Source organism: Humidesulfovibrio mexicanus (assembly GCF_900188225.1).
Lineage (GTDB): Bacteria > Desulfobacterota > Desulfovibrionia > Desulfovibrionales > Desulfovibrionaceae > Humidesulfovibrio > Humidesulfovibrio mexicanus.
In genome coordinates this window covers 561,642-588,273 of the sequence record NZ_FZOC01000002.1, presented here as the reverse complement: position 1 = coordinate 588,273, position 26,632 = coordinate 561,642, and the positions used below count along the sequence as shown (strand labels likewise).

At 63.4% G+C, this 26,632-nt stretch carries 20 protein-coding genes; 10 read left to right on the top strand and 10 right to left on the bottom strand.

Translation table 11 applies throughout. The features are described 5' to 3' along the window. Nucleotides 1-4 precede the first annotated feature (4 nt). Both CHB73_RS06430 and CHB73_RS06425 read right to left on the bottom strand, forming a co-directional pair. Nucleotides 5-943: an SAM-dependent methyltransferase gene (locus CHB73_RS06430; protein WP_089273426.1), complete on the bottom strand. Its 939-nt coding sequence runs from the start codon at nt 941-943 to the stop codon at nt 5-7. 44 nt (nt 944-987) lie between these two features. Further along, nucleotides 988-2,652: an NAD(P)/FAD-dependent oxidoreductase gene (locus CHB73_RS06425; RefSeq protein WP_089273258.1), complete on the bottom strand. Its 1,665-nt coding sequence runs from the start codon at nt 2,650-2,652 to the stop codon at nt 988-990. Nucleotides 2,653-2,840: 188 nt separating this feature from the next. Here CHB73_RS06425 and CHB73_RS06420 point away from each other — a divergent pair, with 188 nt between their 5' ends. Further along, nucleotides 2,841-3,476, top strand: a complete 636-nt coding sequence (locus tag CHB73_RS06420) for a hypothetical protein (protein WP_089273256.1) — start codon at nt 2,841-2,843, stop codon at nt 3,474-3,476. Between the two features lie 37 nt (nt 3,477-3,513). Here CHB73_RS06420 and CHB73_RS06415 read toward each other — a convergent pair whose 3' ends face one another. The 3 genes from CHB73_RS06415 to CHB73_RS06405 all read right to left on the bottom strand — a co-directional run bounded on the left by CHB73_RS06415 (nt 3,514) and on the right by CHB73_RS06405 (nt 6,649). Beyond that, complete coding sequence (locus CHB73_RS06415) at nt 3,514-4,437, bottom strand: class I SAM-dependent methyltransferase (RefSeq protein ID WP_089273254.1); 924 nt, start codon at nt 4,435-4,437, stop codon at nt 3,514-3,516. Continuing rightward, the gene (locus CHB73_RS06410) at nt 4,434-5,999 is read right to left on the bottom strand and encodes a sialidase family protein (RefSeq protein WP_089273252.1); all 1,566 of its coding nucleotides are present in this window, start codon (nt 5,997-5,999) and stop codon (nt 4,434-4,436) included. The genes CHB73_RS06415 and CHB73_RS06410 overlap by 4 nt, the downstream gene beginning before the upstream one ends. Nucleotides 6,000-6,142: 143 nt before the next feature. Further along, nucleotides 6,143-6,649, bottom strand: coding sequence for a tetratricopeptide repeat protein (locus CHB73_RS06405; protein ID WP_143337325.1), 507 nt, complete (start codon nt 6,647-6,649; stop codon nt 6,143-6,145). Between the two features lie 172 nt (nt 6,650-6,821). Here CHB73_RS06405 and CHB73_RS06400 point away from each other — a divergent pair, with 172 nt between their 5' ends. Further along, entirely contained in the window at nt 6,822-8,576 is a 1,755-nt protein-coding gene (locus CHB73_RS06400; protein ID WP_143337324.1) for a hypothetical protein, read from the top strand. A gap of 39 nt (nt 8,577-8,615) precedes the next feature. Further along, nucleotides 8,616-9,599, top strand: a complete 984-nt coding sequence (locus CHB73_RS06395) for an alpha/beta hydrolase (RefSeq protein ID WP_089273246.1) — start codon at nt 8,616-8,618, stop codon at nt 9,597-9,599. A gap of 74 nt (nt 9,600-9,673) precedes the next feature. Here the strand turns inward: CHB73_RS06395 and CHB73_RS06390 are convergent, their stop codons facing one another. Both CHB73_RS06390 and motA read right to left on the bottom strand, forming a co-directional pair. Further along, complete coding sequence (locus tag CHB73_RS06390) at nt 9,674-10,447, bottom strand: OmpA/MotB family protein (RefSeq protein ID WP_089273244.1); 774 nt, start codon at nt 10,445-10,447, stop codon at nt 9,674-9,676. Beyond that, complete coding sequence (gene motA / locus CHB73_RS06385; RefSeq protein WP_089273242.1) at nt 10,434-11,291, bottom strand: flagellar motor stator protein MotA; 858 nt, start codon at nt 11,289-11,291, stop codon at nt 10,434-10,436. Before motA ends, CHB73_RS06390 begins: the two co-directional genes overlap by 14 nt. A 274-nt stretch (nt 11,292-11,565) precedes the next feature. On the opposite strand from motA, the gene CHB73_RS06380 reads away from it, so the two are divergent. The 3 genes from CHB73_RS06380 to CHB73_RS06370 all read left to right on the top strand — a co-directional run bounded on the left by CHB73_RS06380 (nt 11,566) and on the right by CHB73_RS06370 (nt 14,346). Next, nucleotides 11,566-12,963: a DUF4139 domain-containing protein gene (locus CHB73_RS06380; RefSeq protein ID WP_143337323.1), complete on the top strand. Its 1,398-nt coding sequence runs from the start codon at nt 11,566-11,568 to the stop codon at nt 12,961-12,963. A gap of 67 nt (nt 12,964-13,030) precedes the next feature. Then, complete coding sequence (locus tag CHB73_RS06375; protein ID WP_089273238.1) at nt 13,031-13,909, top strand: DMT family transporter; 879 nt, start codon at nt 13,031-13,033, stop codon at nt 13,907-13,909. An 80-nt stretch (nt 13,910-13,989) separates the two neighbouring features. Further along, complete coding sequence (locus CHB73_RS06370) at nt 13,990-14,346, top strand: PilZ domain-containing protein (RefSeq protein ID WP_089273236.1); 357 nt, start codon at nt 13,990-13,992, stop codon at nt 14,344-14,346. 121 nt (nt 14,347-14,467) lie between these two features. On the opposite strand, the gene CHB73_RS06365 is transcribed toward CHB73_RS06370, so the two are convergent. From CHB73_RS06365 to CHB73_RS06355, 3 genes are all read right to left on the bottom strand, one after another. Further along, entirely contained in the window at nt 14,468-18,064 is a 3,597-nt protein-coding gene (locus CHB73_RS06365) for a PEP/pyruvate-binding domain-containing protein (protein ID WP_089273234.1), read from the bottom strand. 352 nt (nt 18,065-18,416) lie between these two features. Continuing rightward, a complete protein-coding gene (locus tag CHB73_RS06360) occupies nt 18,417-22,121 on the bottom strand; it encodes a pyruvate carboxylase (RefSeq protein WP_089273232.1) in 3,705 nt (1,234 codons plus the stop codon). A gap of 59 nt (nt 22,122-22,180) precedes the next feature. Then, on the bottom strand, nt 22,181-22,861 hold the full coding sequence (locus tag CHB73_RS06355) for a biotin--[acetyl-CoA-carboxylase] ligase (RefSeq protein ID WP_179216927.1): 681 nt from the start codon (nt 22,859-22,861) through the stop codon (nt 22,181-22,183). Between the two features lie 254 nt (nt 22,862-23,115). Here CHB73_RS06355 and CHB73_RS06350 point away from each other — a divergent pair, with 254 nt between their 5' ends. The 4 genes from CHB73_RS06350 (at nt 23,116) to CHB73_RS06335 (ending at nt 26,627) form a co-directional block, all read left to right on the top strand. Beyond that, a complete protein-coding gene (locus CHB73_RS06350; protein WP_089273228.1) occupies nt 23,116-24,222 on the top strand; it encodes an HD domain-containing protein in 1,107 nt (368 codons plus the stop codon). Nucleotides 24,223-24,434: 212 nt separating this feature from the next. Continuing rightward, entirely contained in the window at nt 24,435-25,211 is a 777-nt protein-coding gene (locus CHB73_RS06345) for a DUF4198 domain-containing protein (protein WP_089273226.1), read from the top strand. Between the two features lie 67 nt (nt 25,212-25,278). Beyond that, nucleotides 25,279-25,920 carry a cobalt transporter CbiM gene (gene cbiM, locus CHB73_RS06340; protein ID WP_089273224.1) on the top strand — a complete coding sequence of 214 codons (642 nt, stop codon included), beginning with the start codon at nt 25,279-25,281 and terminating at the stop codon, nt 25,918-25,920. Then, entirely contained in the window at nt 25,911-26,627 is a 717-nt protein-coding gene (locus CHB73_RS06335; RefSeq protein ID WP_089273222.1) for a hypothetical protein, read from the top strand. The genes cbiM and CHB73_RS06335 overlap by 10 nt, the downstream gene beginning before the upstream one ends. Nucleotides 26,628-26,632: the final 5 nt, after the last annotated feature.

Sequence of the window (26,632 nt, the reverse complement as noted above, 5' to 3'; positions counted from 1 at the left end):
AAAGCTAGCGGATGAGCGCCCAGGTGAGTTCGTGCTTGTTGTGGGCCAAGTGCATCACACGCGCGCCCGGAATCTCGGCAAAGGTCCGAATGGTCTCACGGTCCCCTTCCCCCTGGCACTTGAGGGTGCAGACGAAGTTGCGGCACGCGTCGGCATCCAGCCAACGCGTCACCAATTCCAACAGCCGCGCTGGGTAGCAGGCCATGTCCGAACACAGCCAGTCCACCCGTGCGCCCGGTCCGCCCGCAGTTCTCGGTTCAAGGCCGAATCCGGACCCGATGCAGTGCTCGACTTGCGGCATTGCGGAAATCCGTGGATCAAGCGGCGCTTTGTCCACGCTGAACACACGCGCGCCAAGACTCGCCAGAACCCAGGTCCAGCCGCCGGGGCTGGAGCCGAAGTCCAGGCACAACTCCCCGCAAGCGGGTTGGACCCCAAGCAGCGTGAAAGCCTCCCAGAGTTTCAAATACGCACGACTGGGCGCGGATTCGCGGTCCTCCACAAACCGGGCCTGGCCATCGGGATAGGGGCTTGAACAGTCGGACGCCGCAATCACCGTCTGCTCATCCCACAGGGTAAAGGAACCCAGCGGAGCCGTTGGCGCTGGCTGGCCAAAAACTTGCGGCCGCGCGGACACCCTGGGCAGCTTCTCGGCAATAAGCGCGGCGCGCCGGGCCAGCCGCACGGGATGTGGCCACCAGTTCCGCTGGATATCGCGCAGCGCGCGCGCACCTTGCCCAATGCTCGGAGCCGCAAGGAGCCTGGCGTTGCGCCACACGTTCTGCGCCCAGGCCGGGGCGCTGCACGGCGCCCGCCGCACAAAGACCAGATCGCCGAAGACCATGTGCTCCGGCCCGGCCGAGCCAGAAACGTCCAAATCCGCAAGCAGCTCCGGAAGAAAACCCGGGGCGGCCAAATACCCGGTAAACACCCCGTCGCGCATCCACCTGGGCAAGGCGACAGGCAGGGAATGCAGCCAATCCACGCTCACGCCCCCTCTCCATCGGCCGTATGCTCGCACGAATCCAGGTCGCCCACGGGCACCCCGCACAACGCCAAGGCAGCCGCCTCGGCCACTCGCAGACCATCCACCGCGCTGGACACAATGCCTCCGGCGTATCCCGCGCCCTCGCCCGCCGGATACAATCCCGGCAAGCCGAGGCTTTGCATGCCCGATCCGCGCAGAATCCGCACAGGGGATGAAGAACGCGTCTCCACGCCGGTCAAAAGCGCTCCAGGATCGGAGAAGCCGCGCAGCTTGCGGTCAAAGGCCACAAGTCCCTCGGCCATGGCCGAGCAGACATGGTCCGGCAGACAGCCGCGCAGCTGGGCGGGGACTACGCCCGGCGCGTAGCTCGGTGAAACGGCGCCAAAACGACGCGAGGCGGTGCCGCTCAGAAAATCGCCCACGGTCTGCGCCGGGGCGCGGTAATCTCCTCCGCCGAGCTTGAACGCCAGCTGTTCCCAGTGGCGCTGAAACTCGACCCCGGCAAGAGGGGCGTCCCCCCCGCCCATGTCCCCTGGCGCAACGCCCACAAGGATCGCGCTGTTGGCGTTCGCCCCGTCCCGCGCGTGCAGGCTCATACCGTTGGTCACCACACCGCCAAGCTCCGAGGCCGCGGCGATGACCTGCCCGCCCGGACACATGCAAAAGGTGTATACGCCGCGCCCATTGGCCGCCTGGTGCGCCAGCTTGTAATCGGCAGCGCCGATTGCCGGATGCCCGGCCAAACGTCCAAGCTGCGCCTGATCCACGAACCTTTGGGGGTGTTCCACACGGCAACCGATGGCGAAAGGCTTGCGCTCCAGCGGCAGCCCCAGAGAATGCAGCATGGCGAAGGTGTCGCGGGCGCTGTGCCCCACGGCCATGATGACGCAGGACGCTGCGATGGTTTCGCCGTTTCCCAGGCGTACGCCGCAACAACGTCCCTGCCGAACAGTCACGGCATCCACGCGAGCGCCAAAGCGCACCCTGCCGCCCAGGCGTACGATCTCCTCCCGGAGTGCGGCCACCACGCAGCGGAGGCGATCGGTTCCGACATGGGGCTTGTTCCGCCACAAAATGTCCTCAGGCGCCCCATGGGCCACAAGCTCCGCCAGCACCTTGCCGCAGCGTCCGCGCCGCTCCTTGATCTGCGTGGTGAGCTTGCCATCGGAAAAGGCGCCGGCCCCACCTTCGCCGAACTGGACGTTGGACTCCGGGTCAAGGGCCTCGCCACGCCAAAAGGCGTCCACCTGCCCAGCGCGCTCCTGAATGGACCGTCCGCGCTCCAGCAGCAGCGGCGCGAATCCAGCCTGAGCCAAGGCCAGAGCAGCGAACAGTCCGCAAGGCCCCGCGCCCACCACCACAGGGGGCTGGGCCAAATCATCCGGCGCGCTTACCGGGAAGCGGTAGGGTCTGTCCTCGGCCAGGGCGACTCCAGGAGCGGCATGCGCCAGGACACGCTGTTCGTCGGCACAGGCGATATCGAGACTGTACAAGAATACCGCACCGTGCTTCTTGCGGGCGTCCAGCGAACGCCGAACGATCCGCAGACGGACTATTTCGTCCGGCGGCACCCCAAGGCGGGAGGCTGCGCAGCTGCGCAGCTCCTCGAAATCATGGGCCGGGCCATCAGGCAAGGGAAGGCGCAAATCAGTAAGGCGGAGCATGGTGATCCTTGAATATGCCGTGCGCGGGCTGAACAGGTTCCGGGGCGGCTCGACGCTCGTTTGACTCTGAAAACAAAACCTTTTAGGGAGTGCGGCGCAGCCTGTGACGGGTTTTGGTATACCGGCATCCGGCGCGTTTGTCCAAAGAACAGCGGCCCATATGGCCGATACCAGCAGGAGGAAATGCCATGAGTCCGGCAGCCCAGCATCACCTGGACACGCTGCTTGAACGCAGCGCGCGCCTTGCAAGGCAGGCCGAAGACATCATGGCCACATTGCGCGTACGGGAACTCTGGGGGCGGCTGGGCCACGTGGTTCTCGTGGGCTCGGCGCGCTATGGGCTGCTGAACACGCCGAACATCGACTTTGAAATCTATGTGGAGCAGCCCAACGCTGCCGCCGGTGCCGCCATCATGACCGAAATCGCCGCCGCCCCGGGAGTTACCGGTTTGGTCCACCACGACTTCCTGGACACTTCGGATCCGGGTCTGTACTGGCGGCTGGACTATCTGGCCCAGGACGGCGAACGCTGGGACTTCGACATCTGGCTGGTGCCCTTCTCCCATCCCTTCGCTGGGATGGCCGAAGCCTTTTCCCAGGCCATGGAGCAGACGCTGACGCCGGAAACGCGCGCAACGATTCTGCTCCTCAAGGCCGAGCTTGCGGCGCGTGCGGCCAACAGCGGAACGTCCAGACCGCGCGGCATCGACATCTGCAAGGCCGTGTTGCAAGGCTGCGTCCACAATGCCGAGGGCTTCGACGCCTGGCTGCGGCTCAACCCGCCGCCGGAGATGGAGACTTGGCGTCCAGGCTGCACGGGCTGACCGCAAAACCCCGAAAGACGAAAGCCCGCCAGCCGGGTCACCGCTCCCAGCGGGCGAACAGGGAACGCGGCAAAAACCGCGCCTGTGCGCCCGGCGCGGTATGCGGCACGGCCAGTTCGCCCACGCTGACGGTTCCCTGCATCCCCCGCAACACATCGTCCATGAGATTCCCAAGCATGAGGGCCGAGGCCTCTATGTTGTACATGGTGAGCAGCACAAGCCGCGCCCTGTCCGAAAGCAGTTCCCGGCAGTCGTGCAACAGCTCCCGGATCATGCCTTCCACCTTCCACACCTCTCGGTTCGGTCCCCTGCCAAAAGACGGTGGATCAAGCAGAATGGCCTCGTAGCGGTTGCCGCGGCGTTTTTCGCGCTGCACGAACTTCACCACGTCATCCAGCAAAAAACGCACAGGATCGTCGGCAAGCCCGCTAAGCTCCTGGTTGCGCTTGGCCCAGGCGATGGCCGGACGCGAGGCATCCACATGCGTGGTGGAGAATCCCCCGGCCTGCGCGGCAAGGCTGGCAGCCCCGGTGTAGCCGAAAAGGTTCAGCAGCCGGGGCCTGGGCGCGTCGCTCCCTGCGGTCTCCCGCAGTTCCCGTCCCAGCCGGGCCACAAGCCGCCAATGCGGAGCCTGTTCGGGGAACAGGCCGATATGCCGCGAGGTCTGACTGACACGGGCCTCCAGAGTGATGCCCAAGGCTGGTTCCTCGTTCCCTGTCGACAAATCAAGGCGCACGGACCAGGCATCGGGCAGTTTCTGCGAAACGGTGAGCCTGCCTTCCTCGTCCTGGGCGGCGTGGGCCTTGGCCCACTCCCGTTCAGGCAATGCGGGTCGCCACCAGGCTTTTGGCTCGTGGCGCACGATGCGGTACTTCCCGAAACGCTCCAGCTTGCGGCTGTCGCCGGAATCGATCAGTTCGTATTCCGGCCAGCCCGGAGTCAGAATGGAGATACTCGTCACAAATGCGCTCCGAAATCGTTTTCAAAAAAACGCGTGCCCAGGACATGGGCGCTGCGTCCCGGCACATAATCCGGCTCGCGGCTGCCGCCGTGATGGTGGACGCAAAAGAACTCACCGTCCGCACATTCCGCCCAGCCGGAATAGCCGAAATCGCCAAAGGAGGCGTCACGGTCATTCTTGAGCTCCAGCACGCGCCTATCGATCCAGGCATCGGGCAGGCCCTGCGCATGGTCCCAGCGCCAGCAATACTCGCGCCCGAGCGAGGGCTCGCGGATGTCGAGGCTGGCGGAGAGCCAGAACGCCTCGCAGCCGTTCTCCCCCTTGCGGGAGGCCGCGCCGAAGAGGATAGGCCGCGAGTCGCCGTCCAGCGGGTCAACGGGATACGCGCCGCAATCCTCGCCGTCAACAAAGAGGCGGCACGCGCCTGCCTCGTACACCATCCGCACCCTATGCGTCCGGCCAGGCTCCCAGGAAATGGCCCCCGCCCCTTCGGCGTCGGGCACGATGCAGTCTGGATACAGACGCCACCACACCCCCAGGCGGATGCCGCAGCCGTGCTCATCCGCATGACGCACCAACACTTCGGCCTCGAAATCGGCATGGGCGTCCTCGGCGTCGGTGATGGGCCGCAGCAGGAAGCGCACCGGTTCCTCAGGGCCTGCGGCGCTCTGCACAAGCAGGCCCTGGGGGGTGGAGGCCACGCTGCTCCTGGTCGGGTGCAGGCCATGCACGGCGAAGTCGGAGCAAAGCTCATCCACTCCGCCGATCCAGGCCTTGGCGCCGGGGTCCGGTCCCACATCGCGGTAGGTGACAAGCAGCCTGCCGGAACGGGTCCACCCCAAGGTGGGTCGGTGGCCCACCAGCGCAGTGGGCGCATGGGCACTCCAGGTGCGCCCGCCGTCCTCACTGATGGAGTAGTACATGGGCTCGCCAACGAAGGAATTTTCCCGCATAAGGGCCAGCAGCCTCGGCTCCCCCCCAAGGCCCGCTCCGGGCAGGGCGATGACCGAAGCCTCGCAGAGCACCAGGCAGGGCTCACGCGCAATCAGGGCTGAAGGCGTCCATTCGCAGCCGCCGTCTTGGGAAACGTAAGCCACCTGCTCGGTGGGCGCCTGGCGGATCTTGGGCCAGGGCTCCGTGCCACGGTGTCCATGGCCGACAGTAAACAGCCTGCCGCCGGGCAATTCGCGAACGCGGTCCAGCAATCCATGTTCCAGGCCCCGGGCCTGCTCCCTGCGCCAGCTTCGGCCATTGTCCTGGCTGACGAGGATGCTGGGGCCGGCATCGTCAATGATGCACAGAAGGCCGCGGGAAAGTTTGGAGATGCGCGGGCAGTGGGATTGCTCGTCCATGGGAGCCAGGGCTTCACTCCAGGTCCGCCCCTGGTCGACGCTGCGGCGAATGAGCATCTTGCGCCGCGTGCCCACATGCTGGTCAAATTCGTTGTAGACGCAGACAAGCGCCCCATCCTCCGCAAGGCACACATCGGGGAAGCAGAGGTATTCGCCCGCCCTGCGGTCGATGACCACATGGCGTTCCCATGCGGCGTCAAGGCTCGGCATCGGCTTCCTCCATGGCTTTGCGGCGGGCTGCACGGGGCGGTTTATCAGCTGCGCCCCACCTGGACTTCCCCAGGCCTGACTGATCGTCCACCCTGTCCGGTCTGGATCCACGACGGGCTGGCTCGGTCAGGAATGCGGCGGGCCTAGAACCCCGGCACCCTGACACTGGAATCGAGTTCCTGAGCCCGGCGGGCATCTGCCTTGGCCTGGCTCTCCTTGCCTGTGGCCTTGAGCGAAAACGCCCGATTGGCGTAGGCGGCTGCGAATTTGGAGTCCAGATTGATGGCTCGGGTGCTGTCCTCTATGGACTGCCTGTGCTGGCCAAGGGCCCTGTAGGCCATGCCGCGCAGGTAATAGTTGTCCGGATCGTCCGACCGGATCCTGATGGCCTCGTTCACATCGTCGATGGCGCGCTGGTGCCTGCCAAGGTGCATGTAGGCCACGGCGCGCTGCTTAAGGGTGGTGGCCTTGTCCGCCCCGGAAAGCCGACCGGTGTCGAGACAGCGGCTGAAAAGCTCCACTTGCGCCTGCGGGCTGCGGACGGCCATGGCTTCCTGGCATTCCCTGGGAAGTTTCTGCGCCTGCGCCCCGCCAGCGGCGCCCAAGACGACCATGCCCGAAAGCAGGAAAACGGCGATGTGTTCACGCATTGCGGCATCCTCCGTTGTTCGCATCGTTACCGGACATTGGGGCTGTAGCACCCTGCGGCGCGGCGCGGCAAGTCCCGATGCAGCGCTTGTCAGCCGCTGCACCGCAGGCTACAGAATGCAGGACAACGCCACAGCCTCCGGCGCTTGCGCCCCCCACCTCCTGGAGACGCCCATGCCATCCTCAACCAACCAGATTCTAATCGGATGTCCGCTGCGCTTATGGAGGCATTCTGGTCCGTTTGCGCGGCTTGTGGTCGTCATCTGCCTGCTCTTGACGGTCCATGCCTACCTGCCCACGCTGCGGGCAGACTTCGTGGCCCAGGACCAGTGGCGCGCCTTCCGCTACTCGACCCTGCCCGGCAGCGGCCCGGCACGCGCAGCCCAATGCATGGACTCCGTGGCCGGCTTTTACCTGTTCACCGGCCGGCCCCTGGTGTGGCTCGGCGAATGCGCCGAACACGCGGCCGTGGCGCGCATTGACGACTTCGCCCCCCTGCGGCCCCTGGCCCTGGCGCTGGTCCTGATCTCGGTGCTGGTGGTGGGGGCCGCCCTGTCCATGCTGCCTGGCGGCTTCCCCACAGGAGTTGCTGCGGCCGCGGCGCTGGCCACGGCGCCGGGCTTCAGCTTCATGTACATGCAGTCCTTGACGGCGGCCATGGTCCTCGTCTCCCTGGCCCTTGCGGCCGCGTCCCAAGCCAGCCTCTGCCGCGCCATGCCGGAGGCCAACGCCCCGGGCCAGCTGCGCCAGGTCCGCGTGGGCACGGCGCTTGCGCTGTTCTTGGCTAGCTGCCTCATGTACCCGGCCTGGGCCTTCTGCGTGCTGCCCCTGTGCTTTGCCGAATTCTGCTTGGTGCCAGCGCGCCCCCTGCGGCGGCGGCTGCTGCGCCTGGCCGTCCAGCTGGCCTTCTTCTTCATCGCCGCAATGCTCTACTACGTGCTTGGCACGCTCGCAGCCTGGGCCACCACCGCCGTGCTCGGGTCCATGCCCGCCGGGGAGGCCTATCAGCTGTCCATGCGGCTGGACGCCGCAACGCTGGCGCAGCGCGCGACCGACGCGGCGCGTCAGCTCGTCATGGCCCCTCCTCTGAGCTTCGACCTGCCCGCCGGGGCGCTGCCCGCATTCCTCATCCCGCCCGCGCTCATACTGGCCAGGACCACGCGCCGACAAACAGGCCTTGGCGCGCCGGGCACCGCCGCTCTGGGCGCTGGTACATGGCTGCTGGGCTGCATCCTGCTCCTTGGCTCGCTTTCCCCGTGGCTCTTCAGCCGCATGGAGCCGCTGTACACCCGCCACACCCTGGCGGCCGCGCTCTTCTTCTGCGTGGGGGCGGCCAGCCTGCCGGGCCTGCTGCTCCCCCCCCGGCTGGCCCATGCGGACAAGCTGGCCCCGCTCCTGACGCTTCTGGCCCTCACTTTGCCCGCGGCCCTGTCGCAGCACGCCCTCTCCCGTCTGGAGACCCAGGTGTCCGGCGCGGAAATCGCCTTTTTGCGCAAAGAACTGGGCCAATGGCTGGACGCCAAGGGCTGGGAGACCACGCGACGCGTGCTTGTGGTTCTGCCCAGCGCCCAGCGCCCCCGTGAGGCCGAGGCCTGGCTGGAGGGCTCGCCCAGGGCCGGGGAGAACGCCGTGCTCGCCAGTTCGCAGAACCCGGTGTCCATCCCCTGGATGCTGAAGGCGGTGCTGCGCGAACGCACGGATCATCCGCTGGGCGCGGATGTTCTGATGATTCCCTGCGACGACAGCGCCCTGTGCGCGGACATGGTGGCCACGCGCACGCGGCATGTGGCGCTCAGCATCGTCGGTCCCGACGCCCCCATGGCGCGTTGCCCCGTCTCCAATGCCTTCGTCATCGACTTCAGGCTGCTGACCCAGCGTCCAGGCACCCGCACTGGACAAGGGCAAGAGCTTGAGGATATGCACAAATAGTAAGTTGGCCCCCCGCCACCGGAGAGAAAGGAGCCTGGAATGTTCTTCATCACCAACAGGGCCTTTGTTGAGGGTAACGCCAGCGCCGAAATGCGCAAGGTCGCCTTCGAGCTCAACAACAACGAGGCCGGTCAATCCGTTTATTTCTGCTGGCGCGACGATGCCAAAAAAGCCTACGTGGAGCTTGGCAGCGACAACTTCATGAAGGCCATGCGCAAGGCCGCCACGCGCCAGGTGCTCTTCTACCTGCACGACTCCGCGCAGTTTCCCGAGGAGCAGGTGTTCCCCACGGCGGAGAAACTCCAGGCCCTGTTCGACGAGCAGGACAAAAACCTTGTGGACGTGGTCCCGGTCATCTGGCCCTGCGACAACGGCCAAAGTCCCATGCGCGATTTCCATGAGGACCAGATCGCGGCCGAGGCCAGCGGCGTGGCCTTCGCCCGGGCCCTCGAAAAATTCCTCGTCTGGCGGGAGTCCGTGAAAGGCGGCGAAGCCCCTTGTCTCAAACGCCTGAACGTGCTCGCACACTCCATGGGCAACCGGGTGTTGCGGCAAACCCTCTCCTGTTGGGCCAACTACCACCGCAAGGGCCAGGTTCCCCTCCTTTTCCGCAACGTGTTCATGCTTGCGGCCGACGTGTTCAACGAAAGCCTGGAGCCCACCCGCGATGGCCGCTACATTTGCCACAGCGCACGCAATGTCGTGGTCTACCATGCCGCGGACGACCGCATCCTTGGAGCTGGCAGCGTAGGACACCTCGGGGCCAATTCGGCGTCCAGGAGGCTGGGGCACACCGGGCCGGAACATCAGGCCATGACGCCCCAAAACGTCTACACTGTGGACTGCGACGACGTGAACAACAAGTACGACCGCCCCAATGGGCACACCTATTTCCTTGCGGACGAAAAGGGCGAGCCCGGAAAAGTGTTTCTGCACATGTACGATGCAGTGAAAAAAGGCCGCATTCAGGGGCACGACGAACGCCGCGGGCTCATCGTGGACCTGAACTTCCGTTCCTGCTGACCAATGCCGACGCACTGCCCCCAATGAAAAAGGCGCCTTACGGCGCCTTTTTTTCTCCCCCTGGCCGCAGTCGGCTACCAAGTCTGCACTTCCGGACTGTGGTAGTAGAACTCGACCCTGCGGTTTACCGCACGGCTGTCCTCGTCAATGATGGGAACCAGCGGACGGCTGTCGGCATACCCTGCCGCACGCAGGCGGGTAGCCGCGATGGCGCCATCGCCCTTGGCGAGGATGTAGCGCAGGGCGGCAGCCGCGCGCGCGGCGGAGAGCTCCCATTTGGACGGGTACAGGCCGCTGCCGTTCTCGGTGTCGTCGGTATGCCCGCGTATGACCAGATCCACCTTCTGGTTGAGGAGGATGTTGGTGACGCCGTCGAGAATTTTTGCGGCCTCTGGCTTGAGCACTGCGGAGTTCGGCGCGAACATGACGGAGTTGTTGACCTGCATGAGCACGCCGGCGTTGTCCGAGCTGATGCCGGAGTTGCTTTGCAGCTCCTGGTTCTGCGTCAAAAGCTCCTTCACCATCAGCGCCACCTCGTATTTGAGCTGGTCCTGCTGGGAGAGGTTCATCTCCGGAATGCCCATCTTGGCGTCCTTGGGGATGAAGGTGGTGGCCGAAACCGACTGCACGACGACGTTTTCCCCCTTGGCGTCCTTGAACACCAACGCGAGGGATTCCTTCTGTTGCGGCTTAAGCGAGGCGATAAGCCATAAAAGGAGAAAAAAGGCCATCATGGCAGTGACGAAGTCGGCGTAGGCGACCTTCCAGGAGCCGCCATGGTGGCCGCCGCCATGTCCATCCACCACCTTTTTGATGATGATGGTATTGCCGCCCTTATTTTTGGCCACCCTTCAACGCTCCTTCCAGTTCTTCAAAAGTCGGGCGGGCTGGGCCGGAAACGGCGCGCCGGGCCGCCTCCACCGCGAGCATGGGAGGAAAGCCGCTGGCGAAACCGACCAGCCCGGCCTTCACCACCTCCAGCATGGAGTGGGTCTCCTTCACCTGATACTCCAGGTTTTGCGCCATGGGCCCGGCAAAACCATAACATAAAAGGATGCCGAGAAAGGTACCCACCAGGGCCGCGCCAATGGAATGGCCAAGCACCTCGGGGGGCTCGTTGATCTTGCCCATGGTGAGCACGATGCCCAGCACCGCGGCCACGATGCCCAGACCGGGCAGGGAATCGGCCACCTTGTTGATGGCGGCAGGGGTGGTGGCCTCGTGCTTGTGCGATGCGGCAAGATCGATATCCATGACGGACTCGAACTGGTGCGGTTCGATGTTGCCCGCCAGCAACACCTTGAAGTTGTCGCAGATGAAGTCGCGGACTTCGTGATTTTTCAGGATGGCCGGATAACGGGTGAACACGGCGCTGCCATCGGGCTTGCTCACATGTTGCTCAATGGATACGATGCCATCGCGACGGGCCATGTTCATCAAGGTGTACAAAACGGAGAGGATGTCGAGATAGGTCTGCTTGCTGGCCTCTGAAGCGGTGAAAACCTTGAACGCCTTCTTGAGGGTGCCGAAGAGCACGCTCTTGGGCGAGGCGATCATGAAGGATCCGACCGCGGCGCCGCCAATGATGAGCACTTCGATGGGCTGGATGAGCACGGCAAGCGGTCCGCCTTCCAGGACAAAGCCCCCGACAACGCAGCCGAGCACAACGAAAACACCGATGATCGCGAACATAAAATGCACAACTCCTGGTGAATCAGACTGGGAGCCGGAACTGTTCCGCAAGCACTCCCCTGGTCTCGGGCACAGGCCCAGGCAGTATTATTGAATCAAGAACTACCTACTTGTAAAGAAAACATTTGTGACAAAACATTATTCTTTTTATATCAACAAATTAGAAAGTCAAATACAGGGTTGGATTACGCAGACACATGGCTCGACAAATGAGCGGAACCGGTAGAAAATTGCCCACACCTGTTGAAAACTCGTCTTTGCACAGGAGCCACCCATGAAACGATTGGTCACCGCGATGATCTTGCTCATGACGCCCTTGGTTCCGGCCCTTGCCCAGGCCGACAACGCCCTGCGCTTGGTGGTGCAGCAAAACGGACAAAGCTTGGTGAGTGAAGAACGCGAGCTGCCCCTGCCCAAAGGAAGGGGGCAGGTGGTGCTGCCGGACCTCCCTGAGACAATTGAGGCGCAGACCATGCAGGTGCGGTCCCAAAGCGCTCCCAACGCCCTCAAGGTGCTGGACTTGGCGCTGGACGCCGAACCCCTCACACAGGCGGCCCTGCTGCGCAGGCACGTGGGAAAGAGTGTGGACCTTGTGCTGCCCGATGGCAAGACCCGCGATGGCCGTACGCAAAAACAGGCCACAGTGCTCTCCGCCAAAGAGCCGCCCGTGTTCCTGGTGGACGGCCGTGTCTACGCCGGCCCTGTGGAGGCTGTCATTTATCCGGAATTGCCCACGGGGCTTTCCGCACGGCCCGGCCTTGTCATGAACGTCGAAAACACCGGAGCTGCCCGGCAAACCATAGAGCTCTGCTACCTCGCCCGCGAACTCTCCTGGACAATGGACTACATGCTGGTCATGGACGGCGACGGCGACCGCGCGCAGCTCTCTGGCTGGGTGACGCTGAACAACCGTTCCGGCCGCGACTTCAAGAACGCCAAGGTTGAACTCCTTGCCGGGGAAACCCGCGACAACTCCCGCCCCGTGCTTGCTCGCGCATACGCTTCCGCTGCCAAGCTCGATGGCGCCGAAGCTTACGACGACGCAGACGGAGGAGAAGTCTTTGAACATCACCTCTACCGCCTCAAAAGGCCTGTGACCCTGTTCAACCAGCAGTCTCGGCAAACCAAGCTTTTTGAATCCGCAAACATCCCCCTGACCCGCAAACTCATCGGCCGCGCCAGTGCCATGCCTTCGGGCCGCGAAACCGACCCGATCAAGCAGAAACTGGACGTGGTTCTCTCTTTTCGAAACACCGAGGCCCTCGGTTTGGGGCTCCCGTTGCCCTCGGGCACGTTACGGGCATTCCAGGAAGACGGCCGTGCGCGCCGCATGGTGGGAGAGACGCGCCTGGATCGCGTTGCCGTTGGCTCCATGGCGGAGCTCCGGCTGGGACGGGCCTTCGATCTCAACGTGGAGCGCATTGCCAACGCATATGAAAAAACTGGCAAGAACAGCTACCGGGGCGCCTGGGAACTGCGCATATTCAATGCCAAGAAGCATTCTCAGCGCATCGTGCTGCAGGAACAACTGCCAGGAAAGTGGAAAATCGAGAGCGCCAGTTCCAAATGGACAAAACCCTCGGCCGGTGTGGCCGAATTTGTCCTGGACGTTCCCCCCACCCGCGACGGCAAACCAGTGGTGGTGACATACGCATTCAGCACGGAGCTGTAACCATCCTTGCCCTCGGGAGATTCTTCGGGTAGCCACAAGCACGCGAAATCTCCGGAGGTGGCCGTAAATGGCATCACTTGCAGGCATGGTCTGCGCAGCGTCATCGGCAGCGTGCTTCGGGATGCTGGCCATTTTGGGCAAGCTGGCCTACGCTCGCGGTTTTGCCCCGGCGGAGATACTCCAATACCGCTTCGGGCTGGGCGCACTTTTGCTGCTGGTTTGGTTCGCGGCAACGAACCGTTCTGTGCTGCGCGCCAGGCCCAGAACCATCCTCAAAGCCGCGTTCCTCGGCGTGGTTCTGTACCCGGTGCAGAGCCTGTCCTTCATGACAGCGCTCAAGTACATCCCCGCCTCCACCACCTCGCTCATCCTGTATTTTTATCCTGTCGCAGTCACGCTGGCCTCGTCCCTGCTGTTCAAGACCCGGCTGGACAGCGTGGTGGCCATGTCCCTGCTGCTCCTGATCGCAGGGTGCGGCTTGGTCTTCTACGATGCCTTTCTCCGGGACATCAACGGCACGGGGCTGGCGCTGGCCACAGCCTCCATGCTCATCTTTTCGGCGTACCTCATCGTGCTCGAATGGCTGCTCAAAGGCGAAAATCCGCAAAGCATCTCCTTCTATTGCGTGCTCTTCGCCGCAGTGGTCTACACCATCTTAAGCCCCCCGATACGGTTCCCGGAACTGGACATGGAGTCAAAGCTCCTGACCTTGGCCTTGGGCATCGTGCCCACGGCGTTGGCCGTCACCTTGCTGTACCGGGCCGTGGAACTCATCGGCAGCGCCAGCGCCTCCATCTGCTCCACTCTTGAGCCCATCACCACCGTGCTGGCCTCCGCGCTACTGCTCGGCGAAGCAGTCGTCCCTGTGCAGCTGGCAGGCATGGCGCTCATCCTCGTCGGCATTGTGCTGCCCAACGCCCAAGCCCTGCGTCTGCGCCGACCTTGACGCGGCCAGGCATCACAGTCATATGTGATGGAAAGCGCATAAACGCACCCTCGCAGCCCCCGCTTGGCCGAAGGAGACGCATGGACGCCAACCGCCGCCGCCGCAGCCGCGTCGACACCAACATCTCCGCAGAACTCGTGTTGCCCTCCGGCGAGGGCATCCCCCTGCTGACGCACAACATCAGCCTCAAGGGCCTGCTTGCCATGGCCGATGCGCACGTCGAATCCGGCACGCTGGGAATTGTGCGCATCACCCTCAGTCCCGAGGCAATCATTGAAATCGACTGCCGCGTCATCCGCAGCGATGCGACGGGGGTGGCCATTGACTTCATAGGCATGGAGCCGGACAGCTTCCTGCATTTGCGCAATCTGGTGCGCTTCAACGCACCCGACGCCGACCAGATAGATGCCGAGCTCAAACACCCGGCCTTCGACTAGCCCCTCCCCTGCTACGCGCCCCACAAGCCACCCCCAAGCGGTTCACGACGTCCTGAACATAAAAAAAGCGGCGACCCGTTGTTTCGGGCCGCCGCAGTAACGGAATCGCGTCAGGTGCTGGCTACCACTTCATGGAACGCTTGACGGCAAGCGCCGCCTCCTGCTCCTCGTAGGTGGCGAAACCGGCGTGGTGCATTGCGTCTTCAACAGTGAAGGTCCAATCCCAACTGGAGTAGATCACCGGCTTGTGGAAAATGGCGCGGAAGCGCTCCATCTCCTGACGATAGAAGGCCTCCTTGGGATTCTCGATGTTGTCGCGCAGCTGTTCGCTGAAGCGGTCCAGCTCGCCCTCGTACCACTCCATCAGGTCCTCGGCGGTCTTGTACCGCTTGAGGATATGGCCATAGCCATTTTCCTCAAGCAGGATCTCCAGGCGGCTGAAGTGCTGTTCGCGCAGCCAGTCGCCCAGTTTGGAGACCGGAATGTTGAGCGCTTCCACTTCGGCCATCTGGATCTTGGTCTTGCGGTAGGTATCGGGAACCACGGAGGCGGAATCGATGCCGGCGATGGCGACCAGACCCCGCAGGATCTCGGAATTGGACACGCCCTGGCCGCAGAAGCCCACTTTCTTGCAGTACTTCTGCCCGGCGAAGATGGTCACCAGGATGGCCCAGACCACCGCAGGATCCTCCTCGTCGTAGATGTGCTGCAAGCGGGCATTGTCGCGGTCGGTGGCCAGCACCATCTGGGTCATGTCGTTGGAACCGATGGAGAATCCATCAACCTCCTTGATGAATTCCTTGCAGAGGATGGCGTTGGCCGGAATCTCGGACATGAGGATGACCTTCATGCCGTCCTTGCCGGACTCGATGTTGTGCACGCTCTTCAGGTAGCGCTTCATGCTGCGGGCTTCTTCCAGGGTGCGGACAAAGGGCAGCATGATCTGCAGGTTCTTGCCGCCGAAGATGCCGCGCGCCAGCTTGAAGGCCTCAAGCTCCCAGTCATGGATGTTGCGGGAGACGCCGCGGTAGCCGAGCATGGGGTTGTCCTCATGGGTCTCGAACAAAAGACCGCCGATGAGGTTCCGGTACTCGTTGGACTTGAAGTCCGTGGTGCGGTAGACGATGGTCTTGCCGTAGAAAGCCATGGCGAAGAGGGCCAAGCCCTGGGCCAGGGTCTGGATGTAGTGCTCCTTGCCGGTGCGGAAGCCGCGGGATTCAAGCAGCTTGCGGATGCGATCGGGCAGGGTGCGCACCTCGTCCATCTCGCTCTTGAGCCCCATTTTGAGAGCCACTTCCTCGCGCAGGGCGGCGATGCGGGAAAGCGCGTCGAGAACCTCGGGCTCGTCCTTCACGCGGGCGGCGATCTTCTCGATCTCGCGCTCGTGGTCCTCCTTGATCTTCTTGGCTTCGGCGTAATTCTCGGTGATGCCGTCCAGCACGTCGGTGTAACCCATGATGACGGCGATGTGTTTCTTGAGGGAGACCGAGGTTTTGAGGGTCTCCAAACGCTCGGTGGCGTAGCCGATGTGCTCGTCAAGCTTCTTGTCCAACTCGCGCAGGCGGCGATGGATGGCCAGCACCTCGTCGGTGCCCTTGGTGCCCTCGCGCTCGGACAGGGAAGCCAGCTCCTTTCCAAGCCCGGTAATGACCCCAACGTAGTCCCGCAGCTTGAGGCGCAGGTTGATAAGGCCCGTGGCGAGTTGCTCCTTCATGGCCTTGGAGAGCTGTGACTCCATCTCGCGCAGTTTGGCCTCCACCAGCGCGCCCAACACGCCCCGGTCGAACGCCTCCAGCGCCAGCGGATGCACGCTGATGTTGCCCAGCATGAACTCGGCGCGCAGCAGACCGACTTCGAAATCGGGCACGCGGCGCAAACGAGAGAGGAACAGCGACTGGCCGATGTCGGCCAGAATGAGGCCGACCTTGGTCTTGGTGGCGGGCAGTTCGGCCACGTTGATCTCGCCGCCAACGTCCACAAGGGGCAGGCGGCCACGGTACACGTGCCCGCGCGAGCCATCCACGGTGACCTCCTGGCCGTCCAGGGAGCGGATGACCTCAAGCCGCTGCAGACCGATGACCGCCGGAATGCCGAGTTCGCGGCTGGTGATGGCCGCGTGGCTGGTGTCGCCGCCCACATCGGCCAGAATGGCGCTGGCGATCCTCATGCCGGGGACCATGTCCGGATCGGTGCGCTCGGCGGCCAGGATGTCGCCCTTGTTGACCTTGTTCAACTCAAGGGCGCTGCGCAGGAACTTCACCGTGCCCGCGCCCGCGCCGCGGCTGGCGCCGTTGCCCTCAAGAATGAGTTCGGCATCGACCAAGGCCTTGGGGTCCACCTCCTTGCGGCGCATGAAGATGGTGTCCGGATGGATCTGGAAATCCTCGTTCCAGCGGGTCTCCGGCCGGGCCTGCACGAACCATAGGCGGTCGGCGGAATCGATGCAGAACTCGGTGTCCATGATCATGCCGCCGTACGCGCGGGAGATGTTGCGCACGCCGCGCGCCACATCCTCGGCCTGGGCGAGGGAAAGCGCCCAGCGGTACACCTCGTTTTCCTCGACCTCCACATCCTTGGTGCCGCCCATGTCCTCGTCATAGACGATCTTCTTGTCCTTGCAGCCCATGAAGCGCACCACGACCTCGGAATGGTCGTCGCGCTGGAAGACGTAGAACTTGTCCGGGGTGACCATGCCGCCCACGACCGCTTCGCCGAGGCCGTAGCTCGCGTCGATGGACACGAGGTCGTTGCGGTCGGTGCCGCGGCAGCCGGTGGAGGTGTCGGCGCTGAAGGCGGTGCCGGAGATCAGCGGGTTGATCATGCGCATGATGCACACCGAGAGCGAGGTGTTCTCGATGGCCCATTCCTTCTTGGCGGTCTCGGCGATCATGTCGTCGCCGGTCTCTTCGGCCTGGCGCACGGCGTCGAGAATGGCCTCGCGACGGTACGTCATGCTGCGCAGGTTGTAGGCGCTGGCGCAATCCCAGTGGTAGGCCTCCACACAGCGCTCGTCGCCCACAATGTTGAGATAGGTGTCCTGCAGGCCGGCAAAGGCCTTCTTGCGGCTGTCCTCACCGGCTGCGGAGGAGCGCACGGCCACGGGCTCGTTCTCCAGGCCGGCCTCTCCGCAAATGGCGAGGTAGGCGCCGCGCACGGCCTCCTTCACTTCGGCGGGGAGCTCCACGGACAAGATGGCCGCCTGCACCAGCACGGAACGCTTGCGCAACTGGTCAATGCCTTCCGGGCTGGTGGCGAAGCCTTCCACCACGTTGTTGACGAAGGTGCGCAGCTTGATGGGCGTGCCGGAGGTCTTGACGGACTCCGCGGCGATGCGCCGGGCGATCTTGCGGGTGAACTTGCGCAGAAACTCGGGATCGCGGTTGATCTCGTCGTCGGTCCAGTCAGTGGCGTTGTATTCCTTGTCCACTATGCTGCGCACAAGGGACGCGTTGACCTTGGTCTCGTCAAGCAGCTTGTGGAAGGCGATGGAGGAGATGGCTCGAAACTGCGGGGCGCGGATGCCCTCGACCTGGCTGATGATTGCGGTGTTGTAGTTCTTCCCGCCCACCAGCAGCTCCGCATCCGGGCCAATGGCCACGATGTCCGCGCCGGTGAGCACGATCAACCTGGGCAAGTCGGCCTTGTTTTCGGCTTTGGGCTTGGCTTCGGCGGCAACGCCGACGGACTTGGAAGTCTGATCCTTCTGGACTTTGGCCATGCTCTCCTCCTGGGCGCGCCGCCTGCGGTCGGCCCGTTGCGTCGATTCAGGGATCGTAAAAGGACACGACATGGCAATGCCCCCCTGGTCAGCGCCTGTGCGCCTGGAGAAGGAACACACCGTGTCAACAGCCGTCGTTGCGCAGATACCCCTTTTGCCTCGCCGAAGTCAATTGCATATGCAATAATCGCCAAGAAAAACCGCCAAGGCAGACGGGAGAAGGACTTTTCCACGATGCCGCCACCGGGCACAAGGGAAAAAAGTCCTATCCATTTCCCGCCTGCCTTGAAAAAAGGCACAGTCCGAGTCGTAATTGCATATACAACAACTACAACCAGGCGCTTTCAACAGGCTAAACCTTTTGCCCGCAGGACGGGCAAAAATGATAGTCCTCGCTGGCGATGGAGGCCTTGCAGGTGGGGCAGCACGCCTGCGCGGGACCAAGCTCCACAAGCAGCTCCCCTTCCTTGACAGGGACCATGACCTTGTCTTCCTGATAGTTGGCGTTTTTGAGCACGCGCTTGACCACGCCGGAGACTGGCGCAAGCACGCTCTTCTCCTGCTTCATGATGGAGATGTTGAAGATCTCCTCACCCTTTTTGACCGTGTCGCCCACGCGGACGTGCATGATCCACAAGTCGCCGTTGGATGGCGAACCAATGTGGTACACGTTCTTGGGGTCGGCCAGCTCCAGGCTGTCGCGGTCGCCTCCCAGGGCCTCGCGGACCTTGACGCGGTGGGTCATGGTTTCGGAATCCACAGAATAGCGCACGGTGATGCAGCCTTGCTCATCCGGTTCGGAGATGTCCGAGATGCGCATGACATGGGGCTTGCCGCAACGGCTCTGGAACAGCAGGGTCTCGCCCTTCTCCATACCTTCGAACCACACGTCAAGCGGCAGATTGTTGGCATCGCCGTAGGTTTCCACAAATTCAATGGTCTTGAGCGCATCGCCAGGGTGGTTCAGGTAGAGCACGACCTCCTCCGGCGTGGCCTTGCGGCCCAGGCGCGCGTCCAGTGTGGATTCTTCGGCCGCGAGGTCCATGTCCGGCAGGGTCTCAAGCGGGGAAGCCTCGGTGCGGCACTCGACTGCGGTCTTCCATTCGGCCCCGAAGGCGCTCTGGTAGACCCAATCAGGCGGGAAGCCCAGGGGCAGCTTGCCATACTTGCCCAGCAGCAGATTGCGGAAAGCGTCGTTGCTGTCGCGATAGAGATCAAGCCGGGCTTCGCGTTCGTGTTCGGTAAGCTCGGACTCGGGCGCAAGATTCACGATGTCGAGAATGTTCAGCAACCGGCGCACTTCGCGCTCGCCTCCACGCTTGTACGCTCCGGTGATGGCCAAGAAGCTGGTATTCCAGGTGATCTGCGACCCCGGAGTCACATCGTGGTAGCGGACGATCTTGCGGATGCCGGCCAGGAATTTGAGCATGTAGGGCAGCAAGTGGATGTAGCCCTGCTTCATGGCGCCTTCCTGGGAGGACGAGGTCGCCCCGCCCGGCATTCCGTGGCGGACCACATCGTGGTCGATACCCTGGAAGTACGGGGAGCAGTACTTGTCGTAGTAGGGCATGATCTGCTTGAGCGTGAAGTTTGTGGCCCGGATCATGTCCTTGTCGAGCAGGGTGCTCAGGCCCATCTCGTCCTCGATGTAGGCGGCGGTGGAGAGCACCTCGCCCTGGCCGTACCACCGCACGCTGGAGCCGATGGCCGTATCCACGATGTGCGCGCCCGCCTTGGCCGCCGCGCCCATGGTGGGCACGAAAAGCCCATCGGTGTAATGCCGATGGCTGTGGATGACCAGTTCGGGATACCGGGCGGTCAAAGCCTCGATGAGTTCGCGCATGAAGCGCGGCGGGCACACGCCGGCCATGTCCTTGAGGCCAAGGATGATGGATTGCGCGGCCTTCTTCTTGCCTACGCCCATGACGCTGGCGCACATGTTCAGAATGTCCTCGGTGACTTCAAGATAATGGGGCACATCGAAGCCCTTTGCCCAGGACAAGGACAGGGCGGGCTCGAAAATGTGCTTCTTGGAGCCCAGCACCACCTCGGCGAAGGGACGCATGTTCTCCACGTGGTTCAGGAAGTCGAAGCAGCGGATGACATCATAATGCTCGCAGATCATCTCTCCGGTCAGCCGCATGAGATTCTTGGGCTGCGGCTTGTAGCCCAACACGTTGGTGGAACGGATGAGGATCTGCTTCAGGGTGTTCGGAGCGAACTGGTTCCACTCCTTGGCCTCGCTGAACGGATAGGTCATGTTGGCCAGCATGGCCACGTGGAAGTGCGCGCCGCCGCCGTTCTCCAGGCTGAAGAAGCCGCAGCGGTCCAGATACGGGCCGATGATGCGGTCTTCGGCCAGACGGAAACGATTGCCGCTGTTCGACTGGGTGATGTCGCGCGTGGTGGTGTCGCAGAAATGGACGATGCCTTTGGAGCGGTCCTCGCGCAGGGCACCCAGGATGTCGTCGCGCTTCATGGCCCGCGTGATGCGGGGCTCGAAGGACGAATCCGCGGTGTCCGGGGCCTTGACCAGCTGAAAACGCCCCAGACGCTTGTCCGCGCGTCCGCGGTACTCGCCCAGCGAGACGTAGGGGTTGTAGCCCTTGGCGCTGACCTCGGCCACCAGGCGCGCAAGCCGGACCGGTTCCGGCTCCTGATCCGTGTAGGCCATCAACTCGTCCTTTTTCAGGCGGACGAAGTTGGTGTCGTATTCCCCGGAAACGAAGTCCGGGTGTTTCATCACCTCGCGGTGGAAGTTGATGGTGGTTTTGACGCCGCTGATCTTGTACTCGCGCAGGCAGCGGCGCATGAGCATCACGGTCTTGTCCCAGGAATTGCCGTAGGTGATCAAGAGCGCGGCGGCGGAATCGTAGCGTGAGGGAAAGCGGTAGCCCGCGCAGATGCAGGAGTCGATGCGCACGCCCTGCCCGCCTGGCGAAACATAGCTGGTGATGAGTCCAGCGTTAGGAGAGAAGTTGTCCTGCGGGTCCTCGCAGTTCACGCGGACCTGCATGGCGTGCAGGTAAGGCTTGGTGGTCTGCTCGTTGAAACGCAGCTTGGAGCCGAAGGAGATGGCGATCTGCTCCTCGACCAGGTCGATGCCGTAACGGCATTCGGTGATGCCGTGCTCCACCTGCAGCCGGGTGTTGACCTCGATGAGGTACGGCCTGCCGTCCTTGTCCACCAGGAACTCCACAGTGGCCAGGGAGTGGTAGCCAACGGCCTTGATGAGCTTCTCGGCATAGCCCTTGAGCTCGCGGCGCAGCTCCGGCGTAAACTTGGGCCAGGGCGAAGGCGTGATTTCCACGAGCTTCTGGTGATTGCGCTGCACAGTGCAGTCGCGCTCGTCAAAGACGAACACATTGCCGTACATGTCGGAGATGGCCTGAAATTCGATATGACGGACGGAAGTCAGCAGCTTCTCCACATACAGGCGCGGGTTGCCGAAGCTGGCCTTGGCCAGGGCCGAGGCCTTGGCGAAGGCGCTCTCAAGCTGCGAGTCCTCGTACACCTCATAAATGCCGCGACCGCCGCCGCCGCCCTCGGCCTTGAGCATGATGGGGAAGCCGATCTCCTTGGCGATGCGCCTCGCCTCGGGGATGCTCACGGCTTCCGGTGATCCGGGCACGACCGGAACGCCGATCTCCTCGGCCAGTTTGCGCACGGCCACCTTGTTGCCGAGCAAACGCATGGGGCCCTGGTTGGGCCCGATGAAGATGATGCCGGCCTCTTCGCATTTCTTGGGGAAAGAGTCGTCCTCGCTGCCGAAGCCCCAGCCGGGGTGAATGGCGACGATGCCACGATCCTTGGCCATTTTGATGATGCGATCGAGGTCGAGATAGGCGCGAGGATCTTCGCCCAGGAGCAACAGCTCGTGGGCGCCGGTAGTTGCGGGCGAGGTCTTGTCCACATCCGTGGCGGTCATCACGGCCACAGCCTGGAACATCTCGGTTATGGAGCGGCAGATGCGGCGTGCGGGAATGCCGCGATTGGCCACCAGAATGGGCTTGCCCTTGACTTCCTCAAGAACCTTCTCGAACGACTTCGGTCTCATGGCCTAAAAAGTCCCCCTTGCAGTTGCTGTACGCTTCGGGTCACACAGACCAGCCCCGCTTAAACCGGGGTCACATCGCCCGCCAGAAGCACGACCTCCTGCCCGGCGCGGTCCAAAACAAGGCCCCCTTCCTCAGAAATGCCCTTGACTATAGCCTCATACCGAACGCTTGCGCCTTCGCTGACGAGAACACGTCCCCCCAGCCAGGACATCCTGGTGCGGAAAATCGTCAAGAATTCTTTGGGTGAAAAAGCCTCAAGAAGCAACATGTATCCCGTTTCCACGCGGTTTACAAGGGCGCGCCACAGCTGCGTCGGGCCAACTCCCTCTTTGGACGGGTGATATTGTCCGGCGTCCATGGCACGGCCAGCACGCAGATCCTCCGGCGGCGGCGCCCAGGCCAAGTTGACCCCGACGCCGACAAGAATGCAGCCGGGTCGCTCTTCCACAAGCATTCCAGCCACCTTTTTGCCGTTGCACAAAATATCGTTCGGCCACTTGACCTGAGCCGACTCGCCAAGTTCGCTCAACGCCTCAGCGAAGAGGTGCCCAAAGACGAGCGGCCGCAGATCGCTCCACGGCTTCGGCGCGGGCGGGCAAACCAGGGTGGCCAGCAGATTGCCAGGGCGGGAAACCCACGAACGCCGAAGTTGTCCGCGTCCGGCCGCCTGCATCGGCGCAAGCACGCTGCCCCAGGGGCCAAGGGCGCCCCGCTCCACCAGCTCGCGCGCCACGTCCATGGTGCTTGTGCAGGGGCCGCACAGCAGCAGTGCATCCGCTGGGCAAGGGGCCTTGCGATGATTCTGCGGCGCGAGGGACGCCAGATCAGTCGCCCAAAGAGGATGCATCTTTTCAAGCTGTCGTGCGGAAACAGGCTCCGCCAATCCTGGCAATCCAGTATCGATGATACAGACCGAACGCGCCATGATGATCCTGAACGCCGGGACAGATCCGGCGGCTTTCCTTTCGGGAGGGAATCGACTACATAAGCCGGATGCGCATTCTGCTTGTCGGCGGGGCAGTCCGCAACGTGCTCATGGGCCTGCCCGCCAGGGACAGGGATTACCTTGTGCTGGACGCCTCTGTCGAGGACTTCCTGGCCGCCCATCCAACGGCCAAACCCGTGGGCAAAACCTTCCCCGTGTTCATTCTGGACCACGAGGAATACAGCTTCCTTCGTGGCGACAGTCTTGAACAGGACCTGCTCCTGCGCGACTTCACCATCAACGCCATGGCCCTTGACGAAGACGGTGGCCTCTACTGCCACCCATCGGCGCTCGAAGATCTTCACGCCCGGGTACTCCGTCCGGCCTCGGCGCGCTCCCTGCCTGAAGATCCCCTGCGGGCCGTGCGCGCCGCGCGTTTCTGCGCCCAGCTTCCGGGCTTTTCGCCCCACACGGAGCTGTTGCGGGACATGCGGGCCGTAGCGGACTCCGGTGCGCTAAAAAACCTGTTCCCCGAACGCTTGGCCCAGGAAGTCCAAAAGGCCATGGCCGGGGACCGTCCAGGGGAATTCCTGCGCGTGCTTGAGGCGGGCGGCTGCCTGTCGCCCTGGCTGGCGGAGCTGGAAGGCGCGACGGACATCCCGGCCGGACCGGCACAGCACCACGATGCAAGCGTGCTGGAGCATACGGCCCGTGTCATGGACCGGCTTGCGGGCGATGCGCTTGCCGCGTGGATGGGCCTGTGCCACGACCTGGGCAAGGCGGCCACTCCAAAGGAAATGCTCCCCCGGCACTTTGGTCATGATCTTCGCGGCGAGGCCATGGCGCAAGCCCTGGGCCAGCGCCTGCGCCTGCCCACGCGCTTCATCCGCGCCGGGGCCGATGCCGCGCGCTGGCACATGGTCATCGGCAACTATCCCGACCTCAAGCCAGCCACCCGCGTGGACCTGCTCATCCGGCTCACCAGTCGAGGCGTGCTGCGGGAGATGCTGCGCCTGGAACTTGCGGACAAGGGGCGCGACCACTCCGCCCTGGCCCTGCGGGAGCTTGAGGCCATCCAGTCGGCGCACCTCCCCCCCGAGGACTGCGGACTCGGCGAACTTTCGGCCCAAAAGCTCCGCGCCCTGCGCATCCAAGCGCTGCGAAGCAAGGGCTAGGCCTGCCCCTTCAACCGGGCGCTGGGTATTGCAAGCGAAAAGGCAACGCGTCTCGTGTTATTATTTCTCAAATCGTCCTTGCGTAAGGCTGCGGATACGGCTAATCGTTAGGGACAGTCGCACACTCTTCAGCAATCGGACGCAAAGCCGAAACGCCATTCGACCAATACGGTCGTTTGGCCTCACCAAAACGCAGCAGCCAGGAGGTTTTCATGAAACGCATCGCCTTGTGCCTCGCCCTTGTGCTTGGCATGGCACACTCCGCACAGGCCCACTTCGGGATGATCATCCCCTCGCAAGGGACTGTCGACGACAAGGCCAAAGCCAATGTGGCCATCACCCTCGCCTTCGCCCATCCCATGGAGTTGGAAGGCATGAATATGGTCCGCCCCCTCGAATTCGGCGTCGTAAACGCAGGTGAGGAGAAGTCCAGCCTGCTTCCGGCCCTCAAGGAGGTCAAGCTCCTGGGACACCAGGCCTGGCAGGCGAGCTATGCCGTCAAGAAGCCCGGCGTGTACACCTTCTATACTGTTCCCGCGCCCTACTGGGAGCCTGCGGAGGACAAGTTCATCCAGCACATCACCAAAGTCATCGTGCCCGCCTTCGGCGACGATGAGGGCTGGGATGAGCCTCTTGGCCTCAAGACCGAAATCGTGCCGCTCACCCGGCCTTTCGGCAACTACGCGGGGAACATCTTCACCGGGCGTGTGCTGCTGGACGGCAAACCCGCCGCCAACTGCGAGGTTGAGGTCGAATACTACAACAAGGACAAGAAGTACGCTGCGCCCAACGACTATGCCGTCACCCAGGTAGTGAAGACCAACGCCCAGGGCGAATTCAGCTTTGTCGCCCCGTGGGCGGGCTGGTGGGGCTTCGCCGCGCTGAACGACGCCAAGGAGACCATCAAACAGGACGGCAAAGACAAGACCATCGAACTTGGCGCAGTCTTGTGGGTCGAGTTCCTTGCACCCAAGACTGGAAAGAAGTAATTCAAGCCGCGCACATTCCACCGGGCGGGGTTCGCCCCGCCCGGAAATTCCAGCGCAAGGTCCGCCCATGCACATCTCCGAAGGGGTTTTATCCGTCCCCATCCTGATCTCCGGCGCGGCGCTCACGGCCGCTGGGGTGACCATCGGTCTGCGCAAGATGCGCAACGACACCCTCGTCACCGTGGCGATCCTCTCCGCCGCGTTCTTCGTGGGCTCCCTCGTCCACATTCCCATCGGCCCCAGCAGCGCGCACCTCATCCTCAATGGACTTCTCGGGGCGATTCTTGGTTGGGCGAGCTTCCCGGCCATCCTGGTGGGGCTGCTGCTCCAGGCCGTATTGTTCCAATACGGGGGGCTCACCGCACTCGGGGTCAACTGTTTCAACATGGCCGCTCCAGCCGTGGCCTGTGGCGTGTTCTGCGCCCCGCTTTTGCGGCGAAGCGGCCGCGCCCGCGCCATCGGGGCTTTTTTGTGCGGGTCGCTCTCGGTCCTGTTGTCCTCGCTGCTTACCGCAACGGCCTTGAGCCTCACCGACGAAGGATTCTTTCAGGCCGCCGTGACTCTTGTGGCGGCGCACATTCCGGTGATGCTTGTTGAAGGCGGGTTCACGGTGCTGGTAGTGGGCTATGTGGCCAAGGCCATGCCCGAAATTTTTCAGACCAGCACGCAGAAGAAACACACTCCCCGTCCGGAGGAGACATGCGCTTGACCGGCTTTTCACGCCTCGTTCTCCAGACCTCGACGGCGACCCTCGTTCTCTTGCTGCTCCACACCGGCGCGTTCGCGCACAAGGTCAGCGTGTTCGCCTATGTGGACGGCCCGAACATCGTCATCGACGCGTTCTACTCAAAGTCGAACAAGGTTGTTAACGGCAAAATCCGCATCTGCGATGCCGCAACGGGAGAAGAATTCCTGCACACCGCCACGGACGAAAAAGGGGCGCTCACGGTTCCGGTTCCGGCCAAGGCCATGGCCGATGCTGCAGACTTGCGCATCCGCCTTGACGCAGGCGAGGGACACCAGGCGGAAACCATCGTCAAAGCAGACGAATACGCTTCGCTTCGGCGCTCCCGTGCCTCCAAGCCCCAGACGGCCGCTGCCCCTGCCCCGGCTGCAACCGCGCCCAAAGGGGAGTCCAAGGCTTCCGCAGCATCGCCCCAGCAGCGGTCTGCAGATCCTCCCCCCACCGGACCGATGCCCTCAAGCCTGGACGAAGCCGCTCTGTCACGCATCGTCGAGCAGGCCGTGGACAAGGCCATGGAAGCGCGACTGGCCCCGATCAAGCGCTTGCTGCTTGAATCTGCGGAACACGGCCCTGGCCTGACGGAAGTCGTCGGCGGCATCGGCTACATCCTGGGCCTTTTCGGCGTTGCGGCCTTTGTGGCCTCGCGCCGGGGCGGACGCGCCGGGAAATGACGACG

Excerpts from the sequence above, each read along its gene's own strand:
- CHB73_RS06430 (WP_089273426.1), bottom strand. The coding sequence starts at position 943 with ATGCGCGACGGGGTGTTTACCGGGTATTTGGCCGCCCCGGGTTTTCTT.
- CHB73_RS06425 (WP_089273258.1), bottom strand. The coding sequence starts at position 2,652 with ATGCTCCGCCTTACTGATTTGCGCCTTCCCTTGCCTGATGGCCCGGCC.
- CHB73_RS06420 (WP_089273256.1), top strand. The coding sequence starts at position 2,841 with ATGAGTCCGGCAGCCCAGCATCACCTGGACACGCTGCTTGAACGCAGC.
- CHB73_RS06410 (WP_089273252.1), bottom strand. The coding sequence starts at position 5,999 with ATGCCGAGCCTTGACGCCGCATGGGAACGCCATGTGGTCATCGACCGC.
- CHB73_RS06405 (WP_143337325.1), bottom strand. The coding sequence starts at position 6,649 with ATGCGTGAACACATCGCCGTTTTCCTGCTTTCGGGCATGGTCGTCTTG.
- CHB73_RS06400 (WP_143337324.1), top strand. The coding sequence starts at position 6,822 with ATGCCATCCTCAACCAACCAGATTCTAATCGGATGTCCGCTGCGCTTA.
- CHB73_RS06395 (WP_089273246.1), top strand. The coding sequence starts at position 8,616 with ATGTTCTTCATCACCAACAGGGCCTTTGTTGAGGGTAACGCCAGCGCC.
- motA (WP_089273242.1), bottom strand. The coding sequence starts at position 11,291 with ATGTTCGCGATCATCGGTGTTTTCGTTGTGCTCGGCTGCGTTGTCGGG.
- CHB73_RS06380 (WP_143337323.1), top strand. The coding sequence starts at position 11,566 with ATGAAACGATTGGTCACCGCGATGATCTTGCTCATGACGCCCTTGGTT.
- CHB73_RS06375 (WP_089273238.1), top strand. The coding sequence starts at position 13,031 with ATGGCATCACTTGCAGGCATGGTCTGCGCAGCGTCATCGGCAGCGTGC.
- CHB73_RS06370 (WP_089273236.1), top strand. The coding sequence starts at position 13,990 with ATGGACGCCAACCGCCGCCGCCGCAGCCGCGTCGACACCAACATCTCC.
- CHB73_RS06365 (WP_089273234.1), bottom strand. The coding sequence starts at position 18,064 with ATGGCCAAAGTCCAGAAGGATCAGACTTCCAAGTCCGTCGGCGTTGCC.
- CHB73_RS06360 (WP_089273232.1), bottom strand. The coding sequence starts at position 22,121 with ATGAGACCGAAGTCGTTCGAGAAGGTTCTTGAGGAAGTCAAGGGCAAG.
- CHB73_RS06355 (WP_179216927.1), bottom strand. The coding sequence starts at position 22,861 with ATGGACGTGGCGCGCGAGCTGGTGGAGCGGGGCGCCCTTGGCCCCTGG.
- CHB73_RS06350 (WP_089273228.1), top strand. The coding sequence starts at position 23,116 with ATGCGCATTCTGCTTGTCGGCGGGGCAGTCCGCAACGTGCTCATGGGC.
- CHB73_RS06345 (WP_089273226.1), top strand. The coding sequence starts at position 24,435 with ATGAAACGCATCGCCTTGTGCCTCGCCCTTGTGCTTGGCATGGCACAC.
- cbiM (WP_089273224.1), top strand. The coding sequence starts at position 25,279 with ATGCACATCTCCGAAGGGGTTTTATCCGTCCCCATCCTGATCTCCGGC.
- CHB73_RS06335 (WP_089273222.1), top strand. The coding sequence starts at position 25,911 with ATGCGCTTGACCGGCTTTTCACGCCTCGTTCTCCAGACCTCGACGGCG.